General features: G+C 62.6%; 25 protein-coding genes. 12 read left to right on the top strand and 13 right to left on the bottom strand.

The window, feature by feature from the left end; all coding sequences use genetic code 11:
• Positions 1-116: 116 nt before the first annotated feature.
• From aroQ to B0G82_RS08600, 8 genes are all read left to right on the top strand, one after another.
• Positions 117-572 (top strand): type II 3-dehydroquinate dehydratase, encoded by a 456-nt coding sequence (gene aroQ / locus B0G82_RS08635; RefSeq protein ID WP_121307148.1) that lies wholly within the window; start codon positions 117-119, stop codon positions 570-572.
• Between the two features lie 68 nt (positions 573-640).
• Positions 641-1,108 (top strand): acetyl-CoA carboxylase biotin carboxyl carrier protein, encoded by a 468-nt coding sequence (gene accB, locus B0G82_RS08630; RefSeq protein ID WP_106285201.1) that lies wholly within the window; start codon positions 641-643, stop codon positions 1,106-1,108.
• A 118-nt stretch (positions 1,109-1,226) separates the two neighbouring features.
• Positions 1,227-2,594, top strand: coding sequence for an acetyl-CoA carboxylase biotin carboxylase subunit (gene accC / locus B0G82_RS08625; RefSeq protein ID WP_106285200.1), 1,368 nt, complete (start codon positions 1,227-1,229; stop codon positions 2,592-2,594).
• A 3-nt stretch (positions 2,595-2,597) separates the two neighbouring features.
• Positions 2,598-3,500, top strand: a complete 903-nt coding sequence (gene prmA / locus B0G82_RS08620; protein WP_121307147.1) for a 50S ribosomal protein L11 methyltransferase — start codon at positions 2,598-2,600, stop codon at positions 3,498-3,500.
• 48 nt (positions 3,501-3,548) lie between these two features.
• The gene (locus B0G82_RS08615; RefSeq protein ID WP_121307146.1) at positions 3,549-4,901 is read left to right on the top strand and encodes a zinc-ribbon and DUF3426 domain-containing protein; all 1,353 of its coding nucleotides are present in this window, start codon (positions 3,549-3,551) and stop codon (positions 4,899-4,901) included.
• Positions 4,902-4,974: 73 nt separating this feature from the next.
• Positions 4,975-5,475, top strand: coding sequence for a thiol peroxidase (gene tpx, locus B0G82_RS08610; RefSeq protein WP_106285197.1), 501 nt, complete (start codon positions 4,975-4,977; stop codon positions 5,473-5,475).
• Between the two features lie 94 nt (positions 5,476-5,569).
• A complete protein-coding gene (locus B0G82_RS08605) occupies positions 5,570-6,508 on the top strand; it encodes a carbohydrate kinase family protein (protein WP_121307145.1) in 939 nt (312 codons plus the stop codon).
• 26 nt (positions 6,509-6,534) lie between these two features.
• Positions 6,535-7,011 carry a glycine zipper 2TM domain-containing protein gene (locus B0G82_RS08600; protein WP_106285195.1) on the top strand — a complete coding sequence of 159 codons (477 nt, stop codon included), beginning with the start codon at positions 6,535-6,537 and terminating at the stop codon, positions 7,009-7,011.
• Between the two features lie 273 nt (positions 7,012-7,284).
• Here B0G82_RS08600 and B0G82_RS08595 read toward each other — a convergent pair whose 3' ends face one another.
• From B0G82_RS08595 to ccsA, 7 genes are all read right to left on the bottom strand, one after another.
• Entirely contained in the window at positions 7,285-7,902 is a 618-nt protein-coding gene (locus tag B0G82_RS08595) for a histone H1-like DNA-binding protein (RefSeq protein WP_012434386.1), read from the bottom strand.
• 30 nt (positions 7,903-7,932) lie between these two features.
• Entirely contained in the window at positions 7,933-8,259 is a 327-nt protein-coding gene (locus B0G82_RS08590) for a hypothetical protein (RefSeq protein WP_116139060.1), read from the bottom strand.
• Positions 8,260-8,345: 86 nt separating this feature from the next.
• Positions 8,346-9,572, bottom strand: a complete 1,227-nt coding sequence (locus B0G82_RS08585; RefSeq protein ID WP_106285193.1) for a ribonucleotide-diphosphate reductase subunit beta — start codon at positions 9,570-9,572, stop codon at positions 8,346-8,348.
• Positions 9,573-10,299: 727 nt separating this feature from the next.
• Positions 10,300-13,305, bottom strand: a complete 3,006-nt coding sequence (locus tag B0G82_RS08575) for a ribonucleoside-diphosphate reductase subunit alpha (RefSeq protein WP_106285190.1) — start codon at positions 13,303-13,305, stop codon at positions 10,300-10,302.
• A 541-nt stretch (positions 13,306-13,846) separates the two neighbouring features.
• Positions 13,847-14,443, bottom strand: coding sequence for a 1,6-anhydro-N-acetylmuramyl-L-alanine amidase AmpD (gene ampD, locus B0G82_RS08570; RefSeq protein ID WP_121307143.1), 597 nt, complete (start codon positions 14,441-14,443; stop codon positions 13,847-13,849).
• Positions 14,440-14,757 carry a PP0621 family protein gene (locus tag B0G82_RS08565; RefSeq protein ID WP_116118323.1) on the bottom strand — a complete coding sequence of 106 codons (318 nt, stop codon included), beginning with the start codon at positions 14,755-14,757 and terminating at the stop codon, positions 14,440-14,442. Before B0G82_RS08565 ends, ampD begins: the two co-directional genes overlap by 4 nt.
• A 9-nt stretch (positions 14,758-14,766) precedes the next feature.
• Positions 14,767-15,696: a cytochrome c biogenesis protein CcsA gene (gene ccsA, locus B0G82_RS08560; protein ID WP_121307142.1), complete on the bottom strand. Its 930-nt coding sequence runs from the start codon at positions 15,694-15,696 to the stop codon at positions 14,767-14,769.
• Positions 15,697-15,777: 81 nt separating this feature from the next.
• Here ccsA and ffh point away from each other — a divergent pair, with 81 nt between their 5' ends.
• Together ffh and B0G82_RS08550 are read left to right on the top strand one after the other, a co-directional pair.
• On the top strand, positions 15,778-17,145 hold the full coding sequence (ffh, locus tag B0G82_RS08555) for a signal recognition particle protein (protein ID WP_012434393.1): 1,368 nt from the start codon (positions 15,778-15,780) through the stop codon (positions 17,143-17,145).
• Positions 17,146-17,299: 154 nt separating this feature from the next.
• The gene (locus tag B0G82_RS08550; protein WP_012434394.1) at positions 17,300-17,851 is read left to right on the top strand and encodes a hypoxanthine-guanine phosphoribosyltransferase; all 552 of its coding nucleotides are present in this window, start codon (positions 17,300-17,302) and stop codon (positions 17,849-17,851) included.
• Positions 17,852-17,983: 132 nt separating this feature from the next.
• Here the strand turns inward: B0G82_RS08550 and B0G82_RS08545 are convergent, their stop codons facing one another.
• Positions 17,984-18,583: a MarC family protein gene (locus B0G82_RS08545; protein WP_106285185.1), complete on the bottom strand. Its 600-nt coding sequence runs from the start codon at positions 18,581-18,583 to the stop codon at positions 17,984-17,986.
• Between the two features lie 12 nt (positions 18,584-18,595).
• Positions 18,596-20,332 carry a proline--tRNA ligase gene (locus B0G82_RS08540; protein WP_121307141.1) on the bottom strand — a complete coding sequence of 579 codons (1,737 nt, stop codon included), beginning with the start codon at positions 20,330-20,332 and terminating at the stop codon, positions 18,596-18,598.
• 314 nt (positions 20,333-20,646) lie between these two features.
• On the opposite strand from B0G82_RS08540, the gene B0G82_RS08535 reads away from it, so the two are divergent.
• Positions 20,647-21,387, top strand: a complete 741-nt coding sequence (locus tag B0G82_RS08535) for an RNA pyrophosphohydrolase (protein ID WP_116118326.1) — start codon at positions 20,647-20,649, stop codon at positions 21,385-21,387.
• Between the two features lie 77 nt (positions 21,388-21,464).
• Complete coding sequence (locus B0G82_RS08530; protein ID WP_106285182.1) at positions 21,465-22,022, top strand: CNP1-like family protein; 558 nt, start codon at positions 21,465-21,467, stop codon at positions 22,020-22,022.
• A gap of 108 nt (positions 22,023-22,130) precedes the next feature.
• Here B0G82_RS08530 and proB read toward each other — a convergent pair whose 3' ends face one another.
• From proB to rplU, 4 genes are all read right to left on the bottom strand, one after another.
• Positions 22,131-23,249, bottom strand: a complete 1,119-nt coding sequence (gene proB, locus B0G82_RS08525) for a glutamate 5-kinase (protein ID WP_106285181.1) — start codon at positions 23,247-23,249, stop codon at positions 22,131-22,133.
• Positions 23,250-23,319: 70 nt separating this feature from the next.
• A complete protein-coding gene (gene cgtA, locus B0G82_RS08520) occupies positions 23,320-24,441 on the bottom strand; it encodes an Obg family GTPase CgtA (protein ID WP_116139045.1) in 1,122 nt (373 codons plus the stop codon).
• A gap of 233 nt (positions 24,442-24,674) precedes the next feature.
• Positions 24,675-24,938, bottom strand: a complete 264-nt coding sequence (gene rpmA, locus B0G82_RS08515) for a 50S ribosomal protein L27 (protein WP_007180330.1) — start codon at positions 24,936-24,938, stop codon at positions 24,675-24,677.
• Between the two features lie 25 nt (positions 24,939-24,963).
• Positions 24,964-25,275 carry a 50S ribosomal protein L21 gene (gene rplU / locus B0G82_RS08510; protein WP_006051835.1) on the bottom strand — a complete coding sequence of 104 codons (312 nt, stop codon included), beginning with the start codon at positions 25,273-25,275 and terminating at the stop codon, positions 24,964-24,966.
• Positions 25,276-25,415: the final 140 nt, after the last annotated feature.

Below are 25,415 nucleotides of genomic sequence, written 5' to 3'. Positions count from 1 at the left end.
AGGCGCCCGGCGCGGCGGCAAAGCGCCGCCGGCATCGATCCGTACGTGCGCGAAACTAGACAAGTTTCTCTAATCAGCGCTAAAGTGCGCCCAATTCCACGGAAAAAGAAGCGACCATGACGCGACTGCTGGTACTGCACGGACCCAACCTCAACCTTCTCGGCACCCGGGAACCCGAGGTCTACGGTCGCGTGACCTTGCCGCAGATCGATCAGGCGCTGGCGGACCGCGCGGCGGACGCAGGCGTCGAACTCGCGTCGTTCCAGAGCAATCACGAAGGCGCTCTGGTGGACCGCATCCAATCCGCGCGGACTGAAAAAACCGATTTCATACTGATCAATCCCGCCGCGTACACGCATACCAGCGTGGCCATTCGGGACGCACTGGCGGGGGTCGGCATCCCGTTCGTCGAGATTCATCTGTCGAACGTGCATCGTCGCGAACCGTTCCGGCATCACTCGTATTTCTCCGACCAGGCTGAGGGCGTGATTTGCGGTCTCGGCTGGAAGGGATATATGTACGCGCTCGAATTCGCGCTCGACCGGCTGTCCGCCGGCTCGTCGCGCGCCTGATTCCAAACACGTCTAATTTGCGCCGGCTGCGTATGCGCCGGCACTTTTCGCATTAAAGGGGCTGCCTGATGGACTTACGTAAACTGAAAACTCTGATCGACCTCGTCTCGGAGTCCGGTATTTCCGAACTCGAAGTGACCGAGGGCGAAGGCAAGGTCCGCATCGTCAAGAATGCGCCGCCGGTTTACGTGCAGCCGTCCGCCTCATATGCGCCGCAATACGCGCAGCCGGCACCGGCAATCGGCGGCGAAGCGCCGGCTGCCGCAGCCGCGCCGGCTACGCCGGCCGCCGTCGCGCCGCAAGGCCATGTGGTGACCTCGCCGATGGTCGGCACGTTCTACCGTGCGCCGTCGCCGGGTGCCGATCCGTTCGTCCAGGTGGGCGACACGGTCAAGGAAGGCCAGACGATCTGCATTATCGAAGCAATGAAGCTGCTTAACGAAATCGAGTCGGACAAGTCCGGCGTGGTGAAGGAAATCCTCGTCGAAAACGGCCAGGCGGTCGAGTACGGCCAACCGCTGTTCGTGGTCGGCTGACGCGGCACGCTTTACGCATGCCGCCCGCGCGCCCGTCGTTCCCAGGCGCGCGACCGATCCTCTGAGGCAGCCGGCGTTGTGATCAACCCGGCGCCCATTGATGAGTCGAAAAACCGCTATGTTTGAAAAAATCCTCATTGCCAATCGTGGCGAGATCGCGCTTCGTATCCAGCGCGCCTGCCGCGAACTCGGCGTCAAGACGGTCGTCGTCTATTCAGAAGCCGACAAGGAAGCCAAGTACGTGAAGCTCGCCGACGAGGCCGTCTGTATCGGCCCGGCGCCTTCGAACCTGAGCTATCTGAACATGCCCGCGCTGATCAGCGCGGCGGAAGTCACCGACGCCGAAGCGATTCACCCCGGCTACGGCTTCCTTTCGGAAAACGCCGACTTCGCCGAACGTGTCGAACAGTCTGGCTTCACCTTCATCGGCCCGCGCCCGGAAACCATCCGGATGATGGGCGACAAGGTCACGGCCAAGCAGACCATGATCAAGACCGGCGTGCCGTGCGTGCCGGGTTCGGAAGGCGCGTTGCCGGACGATCCGAAAGAGATCGTGAAGATTGCCCGCCAGGTCGGCTATCCGGTCATCATCAAGGCCGCCGGCGGCGGCGGTGGCCGCGGCATGCGCGTGGTCCACACGGAAGCGGCGCTGGTCAACGCGGTCAACATGACGCGCGAAGAAGCCGGCCGTGCATTCGGTAATCCGCAGGTCTACATGGAGAAATTCCTGGAGAACCCGCGGCACATCGAAATTCAGGTGCTGGCTGACTCGTTCAAGAACGCAGTCTGGCTGGGCGAACGTGATTGCTCGATGCAGCGCCGTCACCAGAAAGTGATCGAAGAGGCGCCGGCGCCGGGTATCGCGCGCCGCCTGATCGACCGCATCGGCGATCGTTGCGCGGACGCCTGCAAGAAGATGGGCTATCTGGGCGCGGGTACGTTCGAGTTCCTGTACGAAAACGGCGAGTTCTACTTCATCGAAATGAACACGCGCGTGCAGGTCGAGCATCCGGTCACGGAGCTGATCACGGGCGTCGATATCGTGCAGGAACAGATCCGCATCGCGGCCGGCGAGAAGCTCGCCTTCCGTCAGCGCGACATCGTGTTCAAGGGTCACGCGATCGAATGCCGGATCAACGCGGAAGATCCGTTCAAGTTCATTCCGTCGCCGGGACGTTTGACGTCGTGGCACATGCCGGGCGGCCCCGGCATCCGCGTCGACTCGCATGCCTACAATGGCTATTTCGTGCCGCCGAACTATGATTCGATGATCGGCAAGCTGATCGCTTACGGCGCCACGCGCGAACAGGCGATCAAGCGCATGCGCATCGCGTTGTCGGAGATGGTGGTGGAAGGCATTCAGACCAACATCCCGCTGCACCGCGAGCTGATGCTGGACGCGAAATTCGTCGAAGGCGGCACCAGCATTCATTACCTCGAAAACCGGTTGGCCGCGAAGCTGCAGGCCGCGCCGGAAGAAGCGTAACCCATGAGCTACCGGGAACTGATCGCCGAGTTGGCACGCGAGCAGGCGGAGGAATTCTCCGACGCGCTGCTCGAGTTGGGCGCGTTGTCCGTATCGGTTGAAGATGCGGACGCCGACACGCCCGACGAGCAGCCGCTGTTCGGCGAACCCGGTCTCACGCCGGATCGCACGGCGTGGCAGCGATCACGCGTGATCGCGCTGGTCGCGCCGGAACACGACCCTGCGGTGTTGCTCACTGCCGCCGCCAATGAAATCGGCCTCCCGGCGGCGCCTTCGTTCACCGTGCGTGAAGTCGAAGATCAGGATTGGGTGCGCCTCACGCAGTCGCAGTTCGATCCGATCAAGATCGGCGAACGCATCTGGGTCGTGCCGTCTTGGCACGATGCGCCGGACCCCCATGCACTGGTGCTGGAGCTGGATCCTGGGCTCGCCTTCGGCACCGGCAGCCATCCCACCACGCGGCTTTGCATGGAATGGCTGGAGCAGTCGGTGCAGCCCGAGCAGTCCGTGCTCGATTACGGTTGCGGCTCCGGCATTCTCGCGATCCTCGCGAAAAAGTGCGGCGCGAATCCGGTGTACGGCATCGACATCGATCCGCAAGCGGTCGAGTCGGCGCGTCACAATAGCGAGCGCAACCGCGCGGAAGTCATCTACGGCCTGCCCGACGAATGCCCGACCGGCGAGTTCGATATCGTGGTCGCCAATATCCTGTCCAACCCACTCAAACTGATGGCGTCGATGCTTACGTCGAAGGTCAAGCCGGGTGGCAAGATCGCGCTGTCCGGCATTCTGGCGCGGCAAGCGGACGAGGTCGCACAGGTCTACTCACGGTGGATCGACATCAGCGTATGGCGCGAACAAGAAGGTTGGGTATGCCTGTCGGGAACGCGTCGCGAAAGCCATTAGAATAAGGCGTATTGTCCAACCAACGGCCTTCCGGCTCATCGGCTCAATATGCTCCTGGCGACGCGTTGCCCCTTCTGCGAAACCGTTTTTCGTCTGCAAACGGAACAGCTTGCGCTGCGCCGCGGCCTTGTGCGCTGCGGACATTGCCACGAAGTATTCGACGCATCGAGCAGTCTGTTCGACATTAGCGAAGGCGGTGATTTTTCGACCGCCAAACCGGTCGCCGCGGCTGCGGCGATAGAAGCGCTTTCGGGCGTGCGGCCGAAAAGCCCCGACTTCAGCGCCGAAGCATGGGACCCGTGGGCGCCGGCACCCGACGCCGCCATCGACAAGCGTCTGCGCCATAACGCCGGCAATGTGCCGCTCTCGCCGGTCTCGACCGGCGCGGGCGTCGCCGTCACGCCGCGCCACGCTACGGAGCCCGAACTGCAACCCGGCGCATCCAACGCGCCACTTCCGCCCGACGATGAACCGGTGCTGGCGGACGCGCCGCTCGACCCGTTCGCGTATCACCTGGACCCGCCCGAGGAAGATACCGAAGCGCCGCGTGTCTGGCACAAGACCGAGCGCGCGCCCGATACGGCGCCGAGCGAACCGCTCGAAGAGCCGGTTCTGGACGAGCCGGCTACCTTGTATGGCATTCCTGACAATGAGCCGCGTTTCGGTGCGGCCGGCTTAGGTGCGGCCGGCTTAGGCGCGGCCGGCGCGGGTCCGGCCGGCTTCGGTCCGGCCGGCGCAGGCACAACCAGACCGGATGCGCCGATGGCCACAGGCGCAGGCGCGGCGGCCTTTGCCGCTGCCGGCCCCGCCGCCGCTACCGGTCCCGTCTCCGCCAGCGGCGAACCCTTCTCCGTGCAGCCGATCGACGACGGCCCCGATCCCTTCCCCGTGGTGCGCGAAACCCGCCCGGCCGAACCGCGGCGCATGGGCTGGATCATCGCCGGCTCCGTGGTGGCGGCGCTGTTGATCGTCGCGCTGCTCGCGCAACTCGCCTGGTGGCAACGCGAAACGGTGATGGTTTATTTCCCGCGCTCGCAGACGCTCTATGCGAAGGCCTGCTTGACGCTCGGCTGCCAGGTTACGCCGCCGCACGACATCGACGGCTTGCAGGTCGAGCCGTCCGATCTGCGGCAGATCGACGGTCCGCACAAGCTCGAACTGAAGATGCCGCTGCGTAACCGTTTCAATATCGCGCTCGCCTATCCGGCCATCGAACTCACGTTGCTCGACGACCAGAACAACGTCGCGGTGCGCCGCGTGCTGTGGCCGCAAGACTACGTTCCGCCCGGCGCGCAGATCGCGGCCGGCCTGCCCGCGCATACGACCCAGACCATGATCGTGCATCTCGACACGGGCAATGCGGTCGCTTCCAATTTCCGCGTACAGATTTTTTATCCGTAACGCTTTCCCGCGCGCCCGGCACTGACCGGGCGCGTTCACCGTCAATCCTGACGAATTTTCGGAGCACGACAACATGAGTCAAGTTACGCTGGGTGGCAACCCGATCGAAGTAGCCGGCACGTTCCCGTCGGTGGGCCAGGCCGCTCCCGCTTTCTCGCTGGTCGGCAAGGATCTGAAGCCGGTGTCGCTCGCCGACTTCGCCGGCAAGCGCAAAGTGCTGAACATTGTGCCGAGCCTCGACACACCGACCTGCGCCACCTCGACCCGCAAGTTCAACGAAGCCGCCGCCAAGCTGACCAACACGGTCGTGATCGTCGTGTCGGGCGATCTGCCGTTCGCGGCGTCGCGCTTCTGCACGACCGAAGGCATCGAGAACGTCGTCACGGCGTCCACGTTCCGCGGCCATGAGTTCGCGCAAGCCTACGGCGTCGACGTAACGAGCGGCCCGCTGGCCGGCCTGACGGCACGCGCCGTGGTGGTGATCGACGAGAACGACAAGGTCGTTCACGCCGAACTGGTCGGCGAAATCAAGAACGAACCGAACTACGACGCAGCCCTCGCCGCGCTGAAGTAACGCCTTCGCGCACGAACCCGGCGCCGCGCTTCATGCGCGGCGCTGTCACATCGTCGCGCCCATTCTCTTTATCGTTTTTACAGGAACGCTCGCCTTGGCTACGCTGATTTGCGGCTCGCTCGCCTACGACAACATCATGACCTTCGAAGGCCGGTTCCGGGAGCACATCCTGCCGGAGCAGGTCCACATCCTGAACGTGAGCTTTCTGGTGCCGACCATGCGCCGCGAGTTCGGCGGCTGCGCGGGCAACATTGCCTACTCGCTGCATCTGCTGGGCGGCGACGCGCGCATCATGGGCACGCTCGGCTCGGTCGACGCGCAGCTCTATATGGACCGGTTCGAGCAACTCGGGCTGTCGACGGAGAGCGTGCTGGTGGTGCCGGACACGTACACGGCGCAGGCGATGATCACCACGGACCTGGAAAACAATCAGATCACCGCGTTCCACCCGGGCGCGATGATGCAGTCGCATCTGAATCGCGCTGATCAGGCCAAGGGCATCACGCTCGGCATCGTCGGGCCGGACGGTTACGACGGCATGATCCAGCACGCGGAGCATCTCGCGGCCGCGGGCGTCCCGTACATTTTCGATGTAGGCCAGGGCTTGCCGCTCTTCGACAGCGAGTCGCTGCGGCGCATGATTGAACTCGCCACTTATGTAGCGGTCAATGACTACGAAGCCAAACTGGTGAGCAACAAAACGGGCTGGTCGATCGAAGAGATCGCCGGCAAGGTCGAGGCGCTGATCGTCACGCTCGGCGAGCATGGCGCGCAGATCCATCACGCGGGCGGTATCGAAGAGATTCCGGCGGTGAAGGCACGGCAAGTGCTCGATCCGACAGGTTGCGGCGACGCGTTTCGCGGCGGCTTGCTGTACGGCATCGAGAACAAGCTCGGCTGGGCCACCACGGGGCGGCTGGCGAGCCTGATGGGTGCGCTGAAGATCGAACATCAGGGCCCGCAAAATTACGCGCCCAGCCGGGCCGAGATCAACGAGCGGTTCAAGCAGGCGTTCGGATACGACCTGCCGTAATACCGAGAGCTATTGGAGTTTAGGGAATGAGAATAACGAGTCGCCTGATCGTGGCCGCCTTGATTGCCGGTTCGCTGGCCATGTCGGGGTGTGCGTACAACAGCAGTTCCGCGGACGTGTACACGGCGTCGCAGGCGCAGCGCGAAGAAACGGTCCGCATGGGCACGGTGGATAGCGTGCGCGCCGTGAAGATCAGTTCGAACAATGGTCAGCCGAGCGGTCTCGGCGCGATCGGTGGCGGCGCTCTGGGCGCGGTGGCCGGCAGCAGGATCGGTGGTGGCACCGGCGCGATCGTCACGGGCATTATTGGCGGTCTGGCAGGCGCAGTGGCCGGCAATGCGGTCGAGAACGGCGTCGCGGTGCACGACGGTCTCGAGGTCACCGTCCGACTCGACAATGGCGACATGCGCGCCATCACGCAAAGCGCCACCGGCGAAATCTTCCGCGCCGGCGAACGCGTACGGTTGCTTTCCAGCGGCGGCGTCACGCGCGTCACGCACTAAGTTTCCCCTCTCGCGCGGCGAGGCTGTCTGCCGCCGCGACGACCTCACACGCATGCCCTCCCCTGTGCATGCGTTTTTTTCGCCTGCACGTTTTTCGCCGGGTGACTTCGCCTGGTGATTTCGCCGGGCGATTTCGCCGGGCGAAAAAAATCCCGTCGCCGGAAACCGGCAACGGGACTGACCGAGTAGCGCTCACCACGCTACTCAAGCGCTACTCGATCATCGGACACATCATGCGACGTGTCGAAGTACTTCTACCGCTCAGCGTCCGGATTACGGACGGCTGCCCGTCGGGAACGGCCATGCCGCTGCCGGGTTCAGCGCGGTCTTCACCGTCGCCGCCGGTGCGCTCGAAACAGAAGTCGCTGCGGGTGCGGGAGCCGCCTTCTTGGCGACAGCCTTCTTCGCAGGGGCAGCCTTCTTGGCAGGAGCAGCGGCTTTCTTCGCGGCAGCCTTCTTGGCAGGCGCAGCCTTTTTAGCGGCAGCCTTTTTCGCGGGCGCAGCCTTTTTAGCAGCAGCCTTTTTCGCAGGCGCAGCCTTCTTGGCAGCAGCCTTCTTGGCCGGTGCAGCCTTCTTCGCTGCAGCCTTCTTGGCCGGTGCCGCCTTCTTTGCTGCAACCTTCTTCACTGCGGCTTTCTTAGCCGGTGCAGCCTTCTTCGCAGCAACCTTCTTCACTGCGACTTTCTTGGCTGCAGCCTTCTTGGCCGGAGCAGCTTTCTTCGCTGCAACCTTCTTGGCCGGTGCTGCCTTCTTCGCCGCGACCTTCTTCACTGCCACTTTCTTGGCAGCGACTTTCTTTGCCGGAGCAGCTTTCTTAGCCGGAGCAGCCTTCTTTGCTGCGACCTTCTTGGCTGCGGGTTTCTTTGCGGCGGCTTTTTTTGCAGTTGCCATCATTTTCTCCTTCAGGTTTTCAGATGAGAGTCAGTTCAAACTACACCCTTCGTCAAAACCCGCTTCCCGCGGACGCTTCTCAGGGCGCGCGCTACGAAGCGGGCTATTCATCGGCGTACGCAGGTGCTGCGCGCTTACGCTAATGAATGCGGTAAGGCGCGCCGTGCCAAAAGGCACCGCGCGCCAGATCTGTTCGGCGTTGAGGCTCAACGCCGGCAATTGCTTGATCGAGCCGCCGGCAACGACGCCAGCGGCTTTTTCCGGGGGGAAGTTTGCCCATCCCACTGAAGGGTTCGCAAAGTGCCTGTCATAGTTGTGGGCCGCGAAGGCACGCGGCGCACCGGGCATGCTTTGCATCAGGCGATTCTGCTCCTAGCCAAAATTGCCGCGGCCCAAGCCGACGGCATCCCCATCGATGAATGCATTTGCAGCACGAACCCGGATCACTCCCAGGTCAGCGCGCCGCCAGTCTGATATTCGATCACTCGCGTCTCGAAGAAGTTGCGTTCCTTCTTCAGGTCGATCATCTCGCTCATCCACGGGAACGGGTTTTCCTCGTTCGGGTACAGCGGATCGAGACCGATCTGCTGGCAACGACGGTTGCAGATGAAGCGCAAATAGCTCTTGAACATCGACGCATTGAGGCCGAGCACCCCGCGCGGCATCGTGTCTTCTGCGTAACGATATTCAAGTTCGACCGCTTGCTGGAAGATCTCGCGGATTTCCGCGCGGAACTCAGCCGTCCAGAGTTGCGGGTTTTCGAGTTTGATCTGGTTGATCAGGTCGATGCCGAAGTTGCAGTGCATCGACTCGTCGCGCAGGATGTACTGGTACTGTTCCGCGGCGCCGGTCATCTTGTTCTGGCGACCCAGCGCCAGGATTTGCGTAAAGCCGACGTAGAAGAACAGGCCTTCCATCACACAGGCGAACACGATCAGCGAGCGCAGCAGCGTCTGGTCTGCCTCGAGCGTGCCGGTCTTGAAGGCCGGATCGGTCAGCACGTGGATGTACGGAATCAGGAATTCGTCTTTCGCGCGGATCGAGGAAACCTCGTGATACGCGTTGAAGATTTCGCCTTCGTCGAGACCCAGCGATTCGACGATGTACTGGTAGGCGTGCGTGTGGATCGCCTCTTCGAACGCCTGGCGCAGCAGGAACTGGCGGCATTCGGGCGCCGTGATGTGGCGGTAGGTGCCCAGCACGATATTGTTGGCGGCGAGGGAATCGGCCGTGACGAAGAAGCCCAGGTTGCGCTTGACGATGCGGCGCTCGTCTTCGGTCAGACCGTTCGGGTCTTTCCAGAGGGCGATGTCGCGCGACATGTTCACTTCTTGCGGCATCCAGTGGTTGGCACAACCAGCCAGATACTTTTCCCAAGCCCACTTGTATTTGAACGGCACCAACTGATTGACGTCGGTCTGGCCGTTGATGATGCGCTTGTCGGCGACGTTGACCCGCGCTTCCGAAACGGCAGCCGTTCCGGTAACAGCGTGAGCGACGGGAGCGACAGCGATGTCGTTCGCGAAAACGTCTTGAGCCGAGGGAGCATGAGGAGCGGAACGCGTTCCGACTTGCGAACCGACAGCCGATCCCGCAGCGTTGCGCAACACATTCTGTTGCGTAGCGCTCGAGGGAGTTACGGCAGTGATCTCGTCATCCCAGTTGAGCATAAATGTCACCATCAATTTAGAACGGTTTGTACCATCTTTTCACGAGCGATAAAAGAGTTCGCTGATGAAAAATCCTGTTTTCGATTCGCGTTGCTACGTTCATACAACACTTTGTTCAACGGAGTGTGTGCATCACCTCATGTGGAGCGTGTTGAACGTGTGTCGTCGAGGTGCTTCGCGAGCTCGAAGAGCAACGTGTCGATGCGACGTTTCGCTGCTCTATCTATCTGTATTGCGGAGCGTGCCTGTAGCGTCTTGCGACTGCTGACTGCTGACTCGCGTTGCTCGTCGCGATGGTCCGCGCTTGCTTCGCGCTTGCCCTGCGAGTGCTTCGCGTTTGCCTCGCATTTGCCTCGCGTTTGCCTATTCGTCAGTGCCGGCGAGGTGAAGTTCAATGCCATGTCGAGCGATGCATCGGGCCGGCTGCGTTGATCGACCCATCGATCGAAGCGTTTGCTGCGCGCACTGTGCCGCGCGCTTCGTCTGGTGCTGCCGACAGCTGATTGCCGAGTGACCGCTTCAAGACTTCAGTGACCTGCCTTGCTTCACTGCGTCGCTTCACTGCGTCGCCTCGCTGCGTTGCGATGAACAGCGCGCCTCGGATTCACTCGCCGCGCCGCTCATCGGCTTCACTTCTACTTCACTTGCTTCAGCTTCGCTGCTCGCTGCATGCGGGTCATTACCTACAACCCGTCAGCAAGCAGCGATCCTGCTACCTGCGTGCTTCTTATTGGCAAGCTTCGCACTCGTCGAAGCCAGGATCGCCCGGACGCATCATGCACACCGGACCATCCGCTTCCGGCGCTGCTTCAACCGCGACTGCTGCCGTGGCCGCTGCAGCCTGAAAGCCACCCGCGGCACCACCAGCCGCGCCATTGTTCGCACCGAAACCACCGGCCGCGCCACCCGCAGCGCCGCCCGAACCTTCGCCGCCACCCGAGCTCACGGCGTTCAGCGCGCCGTGCGCCACCGTCGATTTCTCGACGTGAGTCGCCGCCATCGTGCGGAGGTAGTAGGTCGTCTTCAGGCCACGCACCCAGGCGAGCTTGTAGATCTCGTCGAGCTTCTTGCCCGACGCGCCGCCCATGTAAATGTTCAGCGACTGCGCCTGGTCGATCCACTTCTGCCGACGCGACGCCGCTTCGACCAGCCACTTCGGATCGACTTCGAACGCGGTGGCGTAGATCGCGCGCAGGTCGGCCGGGATGCGGTCGATGCGCGAGAGCGTGCCGTCGAAGTACTTCAGGTCGGCGACCATCACTTCGTCCCACAGGCCGCGCGCCTTCAGGTCGCGCACCAGGTAGTCGTTGACCACCGTGAATTCGCCCGACAGATTCGACTTCACATACAGGTTCTGGAAGGTCGGTTCGATGCAAGCCGACACGCCGATGATGTTCGAGATCGTCGCCGTCGGCGCGATCGCGACGCAGTTCGAGTTGCGCATGCCGTAGGTGGCGATGCGCGAACGCAGTTCGGTCCAGTCCATCGACTCGCTCGAATCGACTTCGACGTAACCGCCGCGCGCTTGCTCCAGCAGCTTCACCGAGTCTTGCGGCAGGATGCCGCGATCCCACAGCGAGCCGCGGTAGCTGGAGTAGCGGCCGCGTTCCTGCGCCAGTTCCGTCGACGCGTAGTAAGCGTAGTAGCAGACCGCTTCCATCGACGTGTCGGCGAACTTGACCGCTTCTTCCGACGCGTACGGCGTGCGCAGCAGATGCAGGCAGTCCTGGAAGCCCATGATGCCCATGCCGACCGGACGGTGCTTCAGGTTCGAGTTACGCGCCTTGGCGACCGCGTAATAGTTGATGTCGATCACGTTGTCGAGCATGCGCATCGCCACGCTGACGGTGCGCTTCAGCTTGTCGTGGTCGAGCACGAGCGTGCCGTCGGCCTGTTCCTTCAGGTGAGCGACGAGGTTCACGGAGCCCAGGTTGCAGACGGCGATTTCGGCGTCGCTGGTGTTCAGCGTGATTTCCGTGCACAGGTTCGACGAGTGGACGACGCCGACGTGTTGTTGCGGCGAGCGCACATTGCACGGATCCTTGAACGTGATCCACGGGTGGCCGGTTTCGAACAGCATGCCCAGCATCTTGCGCCACAGTTGCGCCGCCGGGATCTTCTTGAACAGCTTGATCTCGCCGCGCGCGACCTTGTCTTCGTAAGCCGTGTAAGCCGTTTCGAATTCCGCGCCGAACTTGTCGTGCAGATCCGGGCAGGTGGACGGCGAGAACAGCGTCCAGTCGCCGCCTTCCATCACGCGCTTCATGAACAGGTCGGGAATCCAGTTCGCCGTGTTCATGTCGTGCGTGCGACGACGGTCGTCGCCGGTGTTCTTGCGCAGCTCGAGGAATTCCTCGATGTCCAGGTGCCACGTTTCCAGGTACGCGCACACCGCGCCCTTGCGCTTGCCGCCCTGGTTCACGGCAACTGCCGTGTCGTTGACCACCTTCAGGAACGGCACGACGCCTTGCGACTTGCCATTGGTACCCTTGATGTGCGAGCCCAAAGCACGCACGCGGGTCCAGTCGTTGCCCAGACCGCCGGCGAACTTCGACAGCAGCGCGTTTTCCTTCAGCGCTTCGTAGATGCCGTCGAGGTCGTCGTCGACCGTGGTCAGGTAGCACGACGACAATTGCGAACGGCGCGTGCCCGAGTTGAACAGCGTAGGCGTGGACGACATGAAGTCGAAGCTCGACAGCACGTTGTAAAACTCGATCGCGCGCGCTTCGCGGTCGATCTCGTTCAGCGACAAACCCATCGCGACACGCATAAAGAATGCCTGCGGCATTTCGATGCGCACACCGTCGTGATGCAGGAAGTAGCGGTCGTACAGCGTTTGCAGGCCGAGGTAGCCGAATTGCAGATCGCGGTTGTTGTCGAGCGCGGCGCCGAGGCGCTTCAGGTCGAACTGCAGCAGCTTGTCGTCGAGCAGCTCGGCTTGCACGCCGCGCTTGATGAACTGCGGGAAGTATTCGGCGTAACGCTCGCCCATTTCCGTTTGCGTGACTTCCTCTTCGAGGATCTCGCGGCGGATCGTGTGCAGCAGGATGCGCGCGGTGACCTGGCTATACGCCGGATCTTTTTCGATCATGGTGCGGGCAGCCAGGATCGCCGAGTCGTAGACCTGGCTCATCGGCACGCCGTCGTACAGATTCTTGACCGTTTCCGCGATGATCGGATCGGCGCTCACGGCGTCGCCCAGGTTCGAGCAAGCCAGTTCGATGATGCCGCGCAGCGCAGCCATATCCAGCGGACGCGTGACGCCGTTGTCGGTCACGTTCAGACCCGGCGTGTTCGCCACGATCTGATCGTCATGACCGCGCGCCTGCGTGCGCTTCTCGCGATACAGCACGTACGCACGCGCGACGTTGTGCTCGCCGCCGCGCATCAGCGCGAGTTCGACCTGATCCTGAATGTCTTCGATATGGAACGTGCCGCCGTTCGGACGGCTGCGCACGAGTGCGCGCACCACATTCTGCGTGAGCTGCTCGACCAGTTCGCGCACACGCGCCGACGCGGCGCCTTGACCACCGTTCACGGCCAGAAATGCCTTCGTCACGGCGATGGCGATTTTCGACGGTTCGAACGACACGACGCTGCCGTTGCGGCGGATCACCTTGTAGTCGGCGAAGGTCGCTTGCGGCGCGAGCGCTTGTGCGCCTTGTGCCTGGCCGAAGGCCTGGCCAGTCGGTGAGCCCTCGTACCGGGTCGTCACGTTGTCGGTGGTTTGCATGTGCAAAGCTCCTGGTCCTGGAAATGTTGCGGGAAGATCCGCGGATTAAAACGAACGCTGCGCCGCCGCGTGCGCAAGCGATGAGGTGCAGGAAAGGGACCGGCTGAGCCGGCTGGCGGGATGCGAGCGCGATGAAGCCTGGTTCGAATTGATAACGGTCTTCATCGTGTATGTCGCGATCACTTGCCAAGCCCCTTTCCTGAATGCTTCTGGATGCCGCCGGTGGTCTCTCCGGCCACGCCACAGGAATATTTTTTCGCTGCCTGAAATGCTTGCGGCGCCGTGCTCGGAGAGCGGACGCCGCTGACTTATTCACCCAGTTGTGCACCCGGTTATTCACATGGTTATGCACAGAACACCACAAGATGTTGTGCGCAACTGGATTTGTGGCACCAAGTATAGTGGAGATTCGAGACAGGTCAAATCGAAATATTTACTTTCGATGTCTTGACTTTTGCTTAGCGCGGCGCGAAGCCGACTCCCCGGAGAACAAGGCAGCGCCTCGCTCTCCTCGCATCACGCGAAGTCGCGCGAAGGGTCGTTACCGCGTTTTGGAAAACTTGAGATAGGGGAAATACTGAGCGTCGAGCGCGGTGTCGCGCTGCAGACGCGACCACTCGAAATGCGGCCCAGGATCGGTCTTGCGACCGGGGGCGATGTCCGAGTGACCGGCGAGCGCTTCGACCGGATAGTGAGCCTTGAGCGCGCTCACCAACGCGCCGAGCGTGCGGTATTGAGCCGCTTCGAAAGGCGCGGTGTCGCTGCCCTCCAATTCGATGCCGATCGAGAAATCATTGCAGCGCTCGCGGCCGAAAAAATTCGACGGCCCCGCGTGCCACGCGCGTTCGTTGCACGACACGAACTGTTCGAGCGCGCCGTCGCGATGAATCACGAAATGCGCCGACACCCGCACGCCGCGCAGATGCGAGTCGTAGTAGGGATGGGTGTCGCAATCGAGCGTGTTGAGGAACAGTTCGGCGATCGCGGTGCCGCCGAATTCGTTGGGAGGCAGGCTGATGTTGTGAACAACGATCAGTGTCGGCACGGCCCCTGCGGGCCGCGCTTCGAAATTCGGCGATGGCAGTTTGCGCGCGGCGGCGACCCAACCGTCGGGGTCGACGGCGAACTCGACGCTCATCGAGCGTCGCGGCCCGTGGGTCGCGCGCCGTGACGCTGCGCGTGCGCGGCGCTGCAGAACGGCTGCCCCGCCACCACCACGGAATCGCTCTTCGGCGCGTGCACGCCGCATTCGACACAACGGATCATCGGCTCGGGGAGCTGCGCCGGCGCGGACGCGGTTGAACCCGCGCCGCCGTTCGGACCTTTGGCACCCGCGGCGCCATTCGCGCCGGAGCCGGTGCGTTGCGACGCCTGCGCGTCATGACGGCGCAGCGCCTTCACCAGCCACTGGCCGACGATGAACAACAGGATCAGCAGAAAAATTTGTCGCATGGGACACGCTCACACTACAGCACGGTGCAACAGCACCTCGAATACAAACCGGCTGCCGACGTACGCTAGCAACAGCGCGACGAACGACGCCAGCACCCAGCGCAGTGCCGCACGGCCGCGCCAGCCGGAAACCTTGCGCGCCGTCAGCAGCGCGCCGAACATCACCCAGGAAAGAATCGCGAACACGGTCTTGTGATCGAGCCGCAATGCGCGATCGACCAGTTGCTCGCTGAACAGAATGCCCGACACCAGCGTCAACGTCAGCAGGACGAAACCCGCGCCGATCAGACGGAACAGCAGCTTCTCCAGCGTGAGGAGCGGCGGCAGCGTATCGAGCCAGCTCGACAGCCAGCCGTTGCCCGCCGCAGCCGCGTGACGCTGCGCGACGCCGCCGCGCATGGCATGCAGCCGCCGCTCGACCAGCAGCATCAGAACGGCGTGCAGCGCGGCGATCGCGAACAAGCCGTACGCGATGTTGGCGATCAGGAAGTGCAGCTTGAACATCGGCGCGGCGGAATACGGCAGCACGCGCACGCCGCCGAACGCGAGCGGCAACAACGAAGCGACGCAGGCGAGCGGGAGGACCAGCAGGCGCAGACCGTCGAGCGGAAAGAAAAAACTCTCTATCCAGTAGATGCCGGCGCCCAGCCAGAACATGGCCGACAGCGCGAACGCAAAACCGAACACCATGGCGTTCTGCGGGAAGATGGTGGTGTGCAGCAGCACCCCGTGGGCGAGCAGTGCCACGAACAGCAGCGCGCGGCCCGAGCTGCTCATGCCCGAAGCAGCCGACGGGGCCGACACGGACGCCGGCGCGGCGGGCACCGGCGGCACGCTTTCGAGCATGGGACGCAACGCGGCGTGCCGGTGCGAGCGCCAGCCGGCCACGGCTAAACCGCCGTAGAGGAGCGCAGTGAGGGCATACAGTACAATATCCATATTCGAAGTTTACACTAGGCCCCTGCTCCGCGACGTCTCCTGCATCGCGCCCCGCTCCGGCCGCACTGTTCATCGCTCCCCATGCTCGACAATCTGACTCAACGGATGGCGCGCGTCGTCAAGACGCTGCGCGGCGAAGCCCGGCTCACCGAGGCGAACACCCAGGAAATGCTGCGCGAGGTGCGTCTCGCGCTGCTCGAGGCCGACGTGGCGTTGCCCGTCGTACGCGAGTTCATCGCCAAGGTGAAGGAAAAGGCGCTCGGCGAAGAAGTTATCAGCAGCCTCTCGCCGGGTCAGGCGCTGGTGGGCGTAGTGCAGCGCGAACTGACCGCGATCATCGGCGGCGACTACGAAGGCAAGGCGGTCGAGCTCAACCTCGCCGTCACGCCGCCGGCCGTGATCCTGATGGCGGGTCTGCAGGGCGCGGGTAAGACGACCACCGTGGGTAAGCTCGCCAAGCTGCTGCGCGAGAAGTACAAGAAGAAAGTACTGACCGTCTCGTGCGACGTGTACCGCCCCGCCGCTATCGCGCAGTTGAAGACGGTGACCGAGCAGGTCGGCGCGGATTTCTTCCCGTCCGAACCGGATCAGAAACCGGTCGACATCGCGCGCGCCGCCGTGGATTGGGCCAAGCGCCACTATCACGACGTGCTGCTGGTCGACACGGCCGGCCGTCTCGGCATCGACGAAGCGATGATGCAGGAAATCACCGCGCTGCATAACACGCTGAAGCCGGCGGAGACGCTGTTCGTGGTCGACGCGATGCTCGGTCAGGACGCGGTCAACACCGCCAAGGCGTTCAGCGACGCGCTGCCGCTTACCGGCGTGGTCCTGACCAAGCTCGACGGCGACTCGCGCGGCGGCGCCGCGCTCTCCGTGCGTCATGTCACCGGCAAGCCGATCAAGTTCGTCGGCGTCGCGGAAAAGCTCGACGGTCTCGAAGTCTTCTACCCGGATCGCATGGCGAACCGGATTCTCGGCATGGGCGACATTCTCGCCCTCGTCGAAGAAGCGCAACGCGGCGTGGACGTGCAGGCCGCGCAAAAGCTCGCCGACAAGGTCAAGAAGGGCGGCGACTTCGATCTGAACGACTTCCGCGCACAGCTCACGCAAATGAAGGGCATGGGCGGCCTGTCGTCGCTGATGGACAAGCTGCCCGCGCAGTTTCAGCAGGCCGCCGCCGGCGCCAACATGGGCCAGGCCGAGAAGCAGATGCGCCGCATGGAAGGCATCATCAATTCCATGACGCCGCAGGAGCGCGCCAAGCCCGATCTCATCAAGGCCACGCGCAAGCGCCGCATCGCCGCGGGCGCGGGCGTGCAGGTTCAGGAAGTCAACCGCATGCTGAATCAGTACGACCAGATGCGCACCATGATGAAAAAGCTCAAGGGCGGCAATCTGCAAAAGATGATGCGCGGCATGAAGGGTATGTTGCCCGGCATGCGCTAAGCTTTAGCAAGACGGCGACACGCGTTCCGCGCATGAACCACGGAACGCGCCCCTGACTCCGCTGGGCCGACTCCCGCTTTGTGCGGGTTTATTCTGTACCGCGCGCCGCCGTCCTCACTCACACTATGTATACAGTCACCGCCCGCCAGACGTCATGAACCGCGAAGAAGCTCTCCACATTTTTAGCCACTCCGAAGAAATCGTTTCGGCCGACGACGTCAACGCGTCGATCAGCGGCATGGCGGCCGCCATCCGCAACGAGATGAGCGAGGACTTCCCGCTCGTGCTGTCGGTCATGGGCGGCGCGGCGGTGTTCACCGGCATGCTGCTGCCACACCTCGATTTCCCGCTCGAGTTCGACTACATCCACCTCACCCGCTACCGCAATACCACCAAGGGCGGCAACGAGATGCAGTGGCGCGTGGCGCCGGCGGAGTCGGTGAAGGATCGCGTCGTGCTGGTGCTCGACGACATTCTCGACGAAGGCGAGACGATGGCCGCGATTCGCGACCGCATTCTCGCGATGGGCGCGAAGCGCTTCCTGAGCGCGGTGCTGTGCGAGAAGATCATTCCGAAGGCCAAGCCGCTGCGTCCGGATTATTGCGGCTTCGAAGTGCCGGACCGTTATGTGTTCGGCTGCGGCATGGATGCGAAGGGTTACTGGCGTAACCTGCCGACGATTCGCGCGCTGACCGAAGGGGCTTGAGGTCTCTTTGAGGCGCCCGCTTTCGGGCGGTTAAGCCGGTATCGGTATAAAAAAAGCGGCCCCGTTAAACCGAGCGCCGCTTTTTTGTTGGCTGTGTGACGCCGCCACGCCAAACATTGGCCCGCTCCGGTATCACAGTTGATGCACGAACGACCGAATCCCGCCGAGCATCATCTCCACCGAAATCGCCACCAGCACGAGACCCATCAGCCGCTCGAAGGCCATCATGGCGCGCTCGCCGAGCCACGCCTGAATGCGCTCCGCCAGCATCAGCACGATTGCGCAGACCACCATCGTGACGGTCAGCGCGCCGATCCACTCAAACATCTTGCCGGGCGCCTGCGACGTCAGCAGCATCACCGTGGCGAGTGCCGACGGCCCCGCCAGCGCGGGAATGGCGAGCGGCACGATCAGCGGCTCTCCGCCGCGCGTGTCGCCGCCGAACGGACCGTCCGGATGCGGAAACACCATTCTGAGCGCGATAAGAAACAGCACGATCCCGCCGCCGATGCGCAGCGACTGGTCGGTCAGACTCATCATGCGCAGAAAGCGGTCGCCGACCACCATGAAGATCAGCAGAATCGCGAAGGCGATCGCCACCTCGCGCAGAATGACGACCGTGCGCCGCTTCGGCGCCACCCCGCGCAGACAGCTGATGAAGAGCGGAATGTTGCCGAGCGGATCGGTGATCAGAATCAGCAGGACGGTCGCGGACAGGAAGGTGTACTCCACCGTCCGCTCCGCTTAGCACGCCAACGCAGCGCGAACTTTCCCGATCACCGTTTGCGCGGCGTCTTCGACGGGCAGAAGCGTCGCTTCGGCGTCGCGGCGGCCCTGGTATTCGAGCTTGCCTTCCTTGAGGCCACGGTCGCCGATCACCAGACGATGCGGCACGCCGATCAGCTCCCAGTCGGCGAACATCACGCCCGGGCGCTCGCCGCGGTCGTCGAGGATCACGTCGATGCCGGCTTCGACCAGCGCCGCGTACAGCTTGTCGGCCTCCGTGCGCACCGCTTCGCTGCGGTCGTAACCCATCGGGCACAGCACAACTTCGAACGGCGCAATCGATTCCGGCCAGATGATGCCCTTGTCGTCGAAATTCTGTTCGATCGCGGCGCCCAGGATACGGGTGACGCCGATGCCGTAGCAGCCCATTTCCATCGGACGCGGCTTGCCGGTTTCGTCGAGGCAGGTCGCGTTCATCGCCTCGGAATACTTGGTGCCGAGTTGGAACACGTGACCCACTTCGATACCGCGGCAGATGTCGATCACACCCTTGCCGTCCGGCGACGGATCGCCCTTCTTCACGTTGCGAATATCGGCGACGACCGGTTCCGGCAGATCGCGGCCCCAGTTCACACCGGTGGTGTGGTAATCCACCTCGTTCGAGCCCACCACGAAGTCGCTCATGTTCGCGACCGTGCGATCCGCGACGACCTTGATCGGCTTCTTCGTGTTGATCGGGCCGAGATAACCCGGCGGCGTACCGAAGGTTTCGATAATTTCAGCTTCAGTCGCCATGCGGAAGTCGGCCAGCCCCGGCAGCTTGCTCGCCTTGATCTCGTTCAGATCGTGATCGCCGCGCAGCATCAACAACCAGATGGTCGGCTCGGCGCCTTCATTTTCAGTGGCGAGGATGATCGACTTGATCGTGCGCTCGAGCGGAATGTTCAGCAGCTCGGCCACCGCTTCGCACTTCGCCTTGCCCGGCGTGGGCGTTTTCTTCATCTCTTCGGCGGGGGCCGCGCGTTCCGCGTACAGCGGCAATGCTTCGGCCGCTTCGACGTTCGCCGCGAAATCGGAGGTCGGGCAATAGGCGATCGCGTCTTCACCGGTCTCGGCGATCACGTGGAATTCGTGCGAGCCGCTGCCGCCAATCGAACCGTTGTCCGCCGCCACCGCGCGGAAGTCCAGACCGAGGCGAGTGAAAATGCGCACGTACGCGTCGTACATCTTGCGATACGACTCGCGCAGACCGTCCATGTCCTTGTCGAACGAGTACGCGTCTTTCATGATGAATTCGCGGCCGCGCATCACACCGAAACGCGGACGGATCTCGTCGCGGAACTTGGTCTGGATCTGGTAGAAGTTCACCGGCAACTGGCGATAGCTCTTGATCTGATTGCGCGCGATGTCCGTCACCACTTCTTCGTGGGTCGGTCCGATCACGAAATCGGACTGCTTGCGATCCTTGAAGCGCAACAGCTCAGGACCGTACTTCTCCCAGCGGCCCGATTCCTGCCACAACTCGGCCGGCTGCACCGCAGGCATCAGTAATTCAATACCGCCTGCCCGGTTCATTTCTTCGCGCACGATGGCTTCCACCTTGCGGATCGAGCGCAGGCCGACCGGCAGGTAGTTATAGATACCGCCGGCGACGCGCCGGATCATGCCGGCGCGCACCATGAGCTTGTGGCTGACGATCTCTGCGTCGGCGGGAGCTTCTTTGAGGGTACCGATAAAGAAACGGGAAGCTTTCATTCAGATTATCCAAAAGCGGCGGCTCCGGAGGGACCGCCCGAAAGGTGAAAACGGTGGGGAAATCGACACAGATCCGGCTCTGAGCCGGCATGGCTCACCTGACAATACACTGACATCGGTACAGCGCGGTCCGACCTCGGCACCGACGTCGCCGCGCAAAGCCTTTGCACAAGGGATAAGGCACGGAAAGACTGACAGGCTACCGCAAACGCGGGCCTTTGGCGGCGAATCGTTCCAATCTGGTGCGAATCGGTGCGTCAGACCCGTTATCTGTTTATAATCAAAGCAATTTTAAAGGATTCGAAGGTGGTTGTATGCTGGATCGTGAAGGCTTTCGCCCGAACGTCGGCATCATCCTCTTGAACGCGCACAACGAGGTGTTTTGGGGCAAACGGCTCCGTGAACATTCCTGGCAGTTTCCGCAAGGGGGCATCAAGTACGGAGAGACCCCCGTGCAAGCGATGTATCGGGAGTTACACGAAGAAACCGGGCTGCTTCCTGAGCACGTCAAGGTGATTGGTCGCACGCGCGACTGGTTGCGTTACGAGGTGCCTGACAAGTTCATCAAGCGCGAAGTACGCGGTCATTACCGCGGCCAGAAACAAATCTGGTTTTTGCTCCGGATGGTTGGACGCGACTGCGACATCTGCTTGCGCGCCACCGACCACCCTGAGTTCGATGCGTGGCGCTGGAACGAGTATTGGGTGCCGCTCGACTGTGTGATCGAGTTCAAGCGGGATGTATATCAGTTGGCGCTGACGGAGCTATCCCGTTTCATGCGCCGGGCTGCGCCGCGTGCGGAAAAACCTGGCGGGCACCATGGGCCGCGCTATCCCCGGATAGCGTCATCAATGGAAAGTCCGCCGGATTCCACGGTAATGACGGTGACTTCTGTGACCACCGTCAGCATCGAAACATCGGTTCACGTTACGATCGCGTCCGATTGCGGTCCGGGGTCCGGGTCAACGGCAGAAGTAGACGCCGCGCCGGAACACGAAGACGAATCGGCAGGCGAAACGGCCGGCTCGCTGTTCCGCCCGGGCGTGCGCAATTAACAACTCTGTGCGGCTGTCCACGCCGCCTCTCTCTGGCGCGGCTCGACGAGCCGCGCCAGTGTTTCGGGGAAACCATATTGAAAGCACTTGCTCTCGTCGTGGCGTGCGTCGCCACCGGCGCCCTGCTGGCTGGTTGTTCGAGCGCCGGCAAACCAACCAATAAAGACGACAGCGCGTTTGTCTATCTGCTGGACCGCCAGGGCAACTGGGTTGAGAACAAGGTGGACGCTCTGCCGCCGCTGCCGCAGGATTCGAATCTGCTGCCTTTCGAAGTCTCCGGCAATACGCCGCTGCAGTTCGCGGTCGACCGGAATTCGCTGACCGTGGGTACGGACGGCGTGGTTCGCCTTACCGTCGTCGTGGCAAGCCCGAGCGGCGCTCGTAACGTAATTTACGAAGGGATTCGCTGCGACACGTACGAATGGCGCCAGTATGCGGGCCTGAATTCTGATCACGACGGGTGGGACACGACGGTCGCCAACAGCTTCACGCGTATCGAGAATGGCGCGCTGAACGCCTATCAGGCGGCGCTGTATCAGGACTATCTATGCGCGAACAAGATGCCCATGGGGAATGCGGCCTCGATTCTGGAGAACATCCGCTATAAGCGCACGGCGAGTTCGTCGATTCACTGAGCTTTGGATCCATGCAGCTTATGGGCGTGAAAAAAGCCGTTCCAGCTTTCGCTGGAACGGCTTTTTGTTTGCCGTATCCGTGTCCCCGCGCTTGCGACTATCGGTGACCTAGACGAGCACCAGATTATCGCGGTGGATAAGCTCCGGCTCGAGCATATAGCCAAGCACCGATTCAATCTCGCCACTCGGGCGCCGCTGAATGAGCTTGGTTTCCGCGCTGCTGTAGTTCGTCAGGCCGCGCGCCACTTCGCGCCCAGTTGCGCTCAGACAGGCGATCACTTCACCGCGCGCAAAGGCACCCTGAACGCCGACGATGCCGATAGGCAGCAGGCTCTTGCCGCCGTCAGTAAGTTTTTCGACCGCGCCGTCGTCGATCACTACATGGCCGCGCACCTGGAGATGATCCGCCATCCATTGCTTGCGCGCCGCCATGCGTGCCGTGCGCGCGATCAGCTGCGTGCCGATCGCCTCACCCGAGGCCAACCGCGACAGCACATCCGCTTCACGCCCGCTTGCGATCACCGTATTGGCGCCGCTGTGTGCCGCGCGCTTGGCGGCGAGAATCTTGGTCAGCATCCCGCCACGACCGAGACTCGAACCCGCGCCGCCCGCCATGGCTTCGAGGTCCGGCGCCCCAGCATCGGCCTGCTGGACCAGCGTGGCAGTCGGATCCTTGCGCGGGTCGGCGGTGAAAAGTCCTTGCTGATCGGTGAGGATGACGAGTGCGTCGCCTTCGATCAGGTTTGCGACGAGCGCCCCGAGCGTGTCGTTGTCGCCGAACTTGATTTCATCGGTGACGACCGTGTCGTTCTCGTTGATGATCGGCACGACGCCCAGGCGCAGAAGCGTGAGCAACGTGGAGCGCGCATTCAGATAGCGTTCGCGATCGGCCAGATCGGCGTGCGTGAGCAGAATCTGCGCGGTCTGAATGGAGTGCTCGGCAAAGCGGCTTTCGTACACCTGCGCGAGACCCATCTGGCCAACGGCAGCGGCCGCCTGCAGTTCGTCGATCTCGCGTGGCCGTTTGGTCCAGCCGAGCCGTTGCATTCCTTCGGCAATGGCACCCGAGCTGACGAGCACCACTTCCTTGCCTTGCGCGCGCAGGGCGGCAATCTGCGCGGCCCAGCGGCCGATAGCAGCATGATCGAGGCCGCGCCCGTCATTCGTGACGAGGCTCGAACCGACTTTTACTACCAATCGCCGTGAATCTGCGATGACGGAACGCATTGTGCGCGGTCTCCCAAGATGTCGCGTGATGCATACCGGTAACCCGCCCGGGCGCCGGCGCTCGAGCTTTTTATGCCTGCGGGTCGGTGCCGGCGTCGTCCGCGGCGGCCGGCGCTTCCGGCTTCTCGCGGAAGCGCACGTCAGCAGCGAGATCTTCGGCTTCCGCTGCGCGCTGTGCGTCCGAGTGCGCGGCGATGTGGTCGAACACCGCGTAGCAAAGGTTTTCGCAGCCCTGGCCTGTCAGCGCAGAGATTTCGAACACCGGGCCGTCCCAACCGAAGCCTTCGATGAACGCCGAAACACGGGCTTGGCGCTCGTCTTCGGGCACCATGTCAAGCTTGTTCAGCACCAGCCAGCGCGGCTTTTCATACAGTAGCTCGTCGTACTTGCGCAGCTCGTTGACGATCGCCTTGGCTTCCGCGACCGGATCGACCGCGTCGTCGAACGGTGCGAGGTCGACGATATGCAGCAACAAGCCCGTGCGCTGCAAGTGACGCAGGAACTGGTGGCCGAGGCCCGCGCCTTCCGCCGCGCCTTCGATCAAGCCAGGAATGTCGGCGATCACGAAGCTGCGGCTCGGCCCGACACGCACCACGCCGAGATTCGGCGCGAGTGTCGTGAACGGGTAATCGGCGATCTTCGGCTTGGCGTTCGACACCGACGCGATGAAGGTCGACTTGCCGGCGTTCGGCATGCCGAGCAGACCGACGTCTGCCAGCACCTTCAGTTCGAGGCGCACCATGCGGCGCTCGCCCGGCTTGCCGTCCGTTTTCTGACGCGGTGCGCGGTTCGTGCTGGATTTGAAATGCAGGTTTCCGAGACCGCCCGCGCCACCCTGAGCGATCTGCACGCTCTGATTGTGCTCGGTCAGATCGGCGATCAGCTCGCCGGTCTCCATGTCGGTGATCGTGGTGCCGACCGGCATGCGCAGCGTGATGTCGTCGCCGCCTTTGCCGTAGCAGTCCGCGCCGCGGCCGTTTTCGCCGTTGCGCGCCAGGTGTTTCTTCGCGTAGCGGTAGTCGATCAGCGTGTTGATGTTGCGGTCCGCGACCGCGATCACGCTGCCGCCCCGGCCGCCGTCGCCGCCATCCGGGCCGCCGAACGGAACGAACTTCTCGCGGCGCATCGACGCGCTGCCATCCCCTCCGTCGCCGGCGATGACTTCAATCCTCGCTTCGTCAATGAACTTCATGCGTAACTCCGTCCCGTGGTGTACTGCCAGATGGTGCTGCTAGATTTATTGCTACTGGATGCTGCTATTTTGCCGCGCCCGCCGCGAGTCGATCAATCGACCGAACCGCATAGGACCTAGCGGCACGAAGGGCGTTCCTGCCCATTCATCCGGCGAAAACCTGCCGGAATAAAAAAAGCCCCGCTAACTTCGCGGGGCCTTTTTCCGGTCCTGAAGCCCGTGCCTGAGTAAGCTCAGACTGCTGCCGGGACGACGTTGACCATGTGCTTCTTCGCTGCGCCCTTCGTCGAGAAATTGACGTGGCCGTCCGTCAGCGCGAACAAGGTGTGATCCTTGCCGATGCCAACGTTTTCGCCCGGGTGCATGCGCGTGCCACGTTGACGAACGATAATGCCGCCAGCGTTGATAGCCTGACCGCCGTAAACCTTCACGCCGAGGCGCTTCGATTCGGAGTCACGGCCGTTGCGGGATGATCCGCCTGCCTTTTTGTGTGCCATTTGATTTGCTCCTTAACCGGTGCGCTTACGCGTTGATCGCGTCGATGCGCAGTTCGGTATAGTTCTGGCGGTGGCCGCCATGCTTCTGGTAGTGCTTCCGGCGACGCATCTTGAAGATGGTCACTTTCTTGTGACGACCTTGCGACACGACGGTAGCCTTGACGGAAGCCCCACTGACCAGCGGCGCACCGAACTTAATCGATTCGCCTTCGCCCACTGCGAGAACCTGGTCGAGCGTGATTTCAGCGTCAATGTCTGCCGGTATCTGTTCTACTTTAAGTTTTTCGCCGACGGCAACTTTATACTGCTTGCCACCGGTTTTTATGACCGCGTACATTGAGAACCTCACTCTGTGTTCATTTTTTCCACGCACCGCGCGCGGAAACCCGTGATTATACATAGAGTTAGCTGCTCGGTCAAAACTCATTGAGGAGCGCCGCGCGCAGCGTCCGGCGCCTTGCAGCACAGGCCCGGCAC

The sequence above is a fragment of the Paraburkholderia sp. BL17N1 genome, assembly GCF_003634175.1.
Classification (GTDB): Bacteria; Pseudomonadota; Gammaproteobacteria; order Burkholderiales; family Burkholderiaceae; genus Paraburkholderia.
Note: the sequence above shows the minus strand (reverse complement) of the source record. Positions and strands in the feature narration are given on the sequence as shown.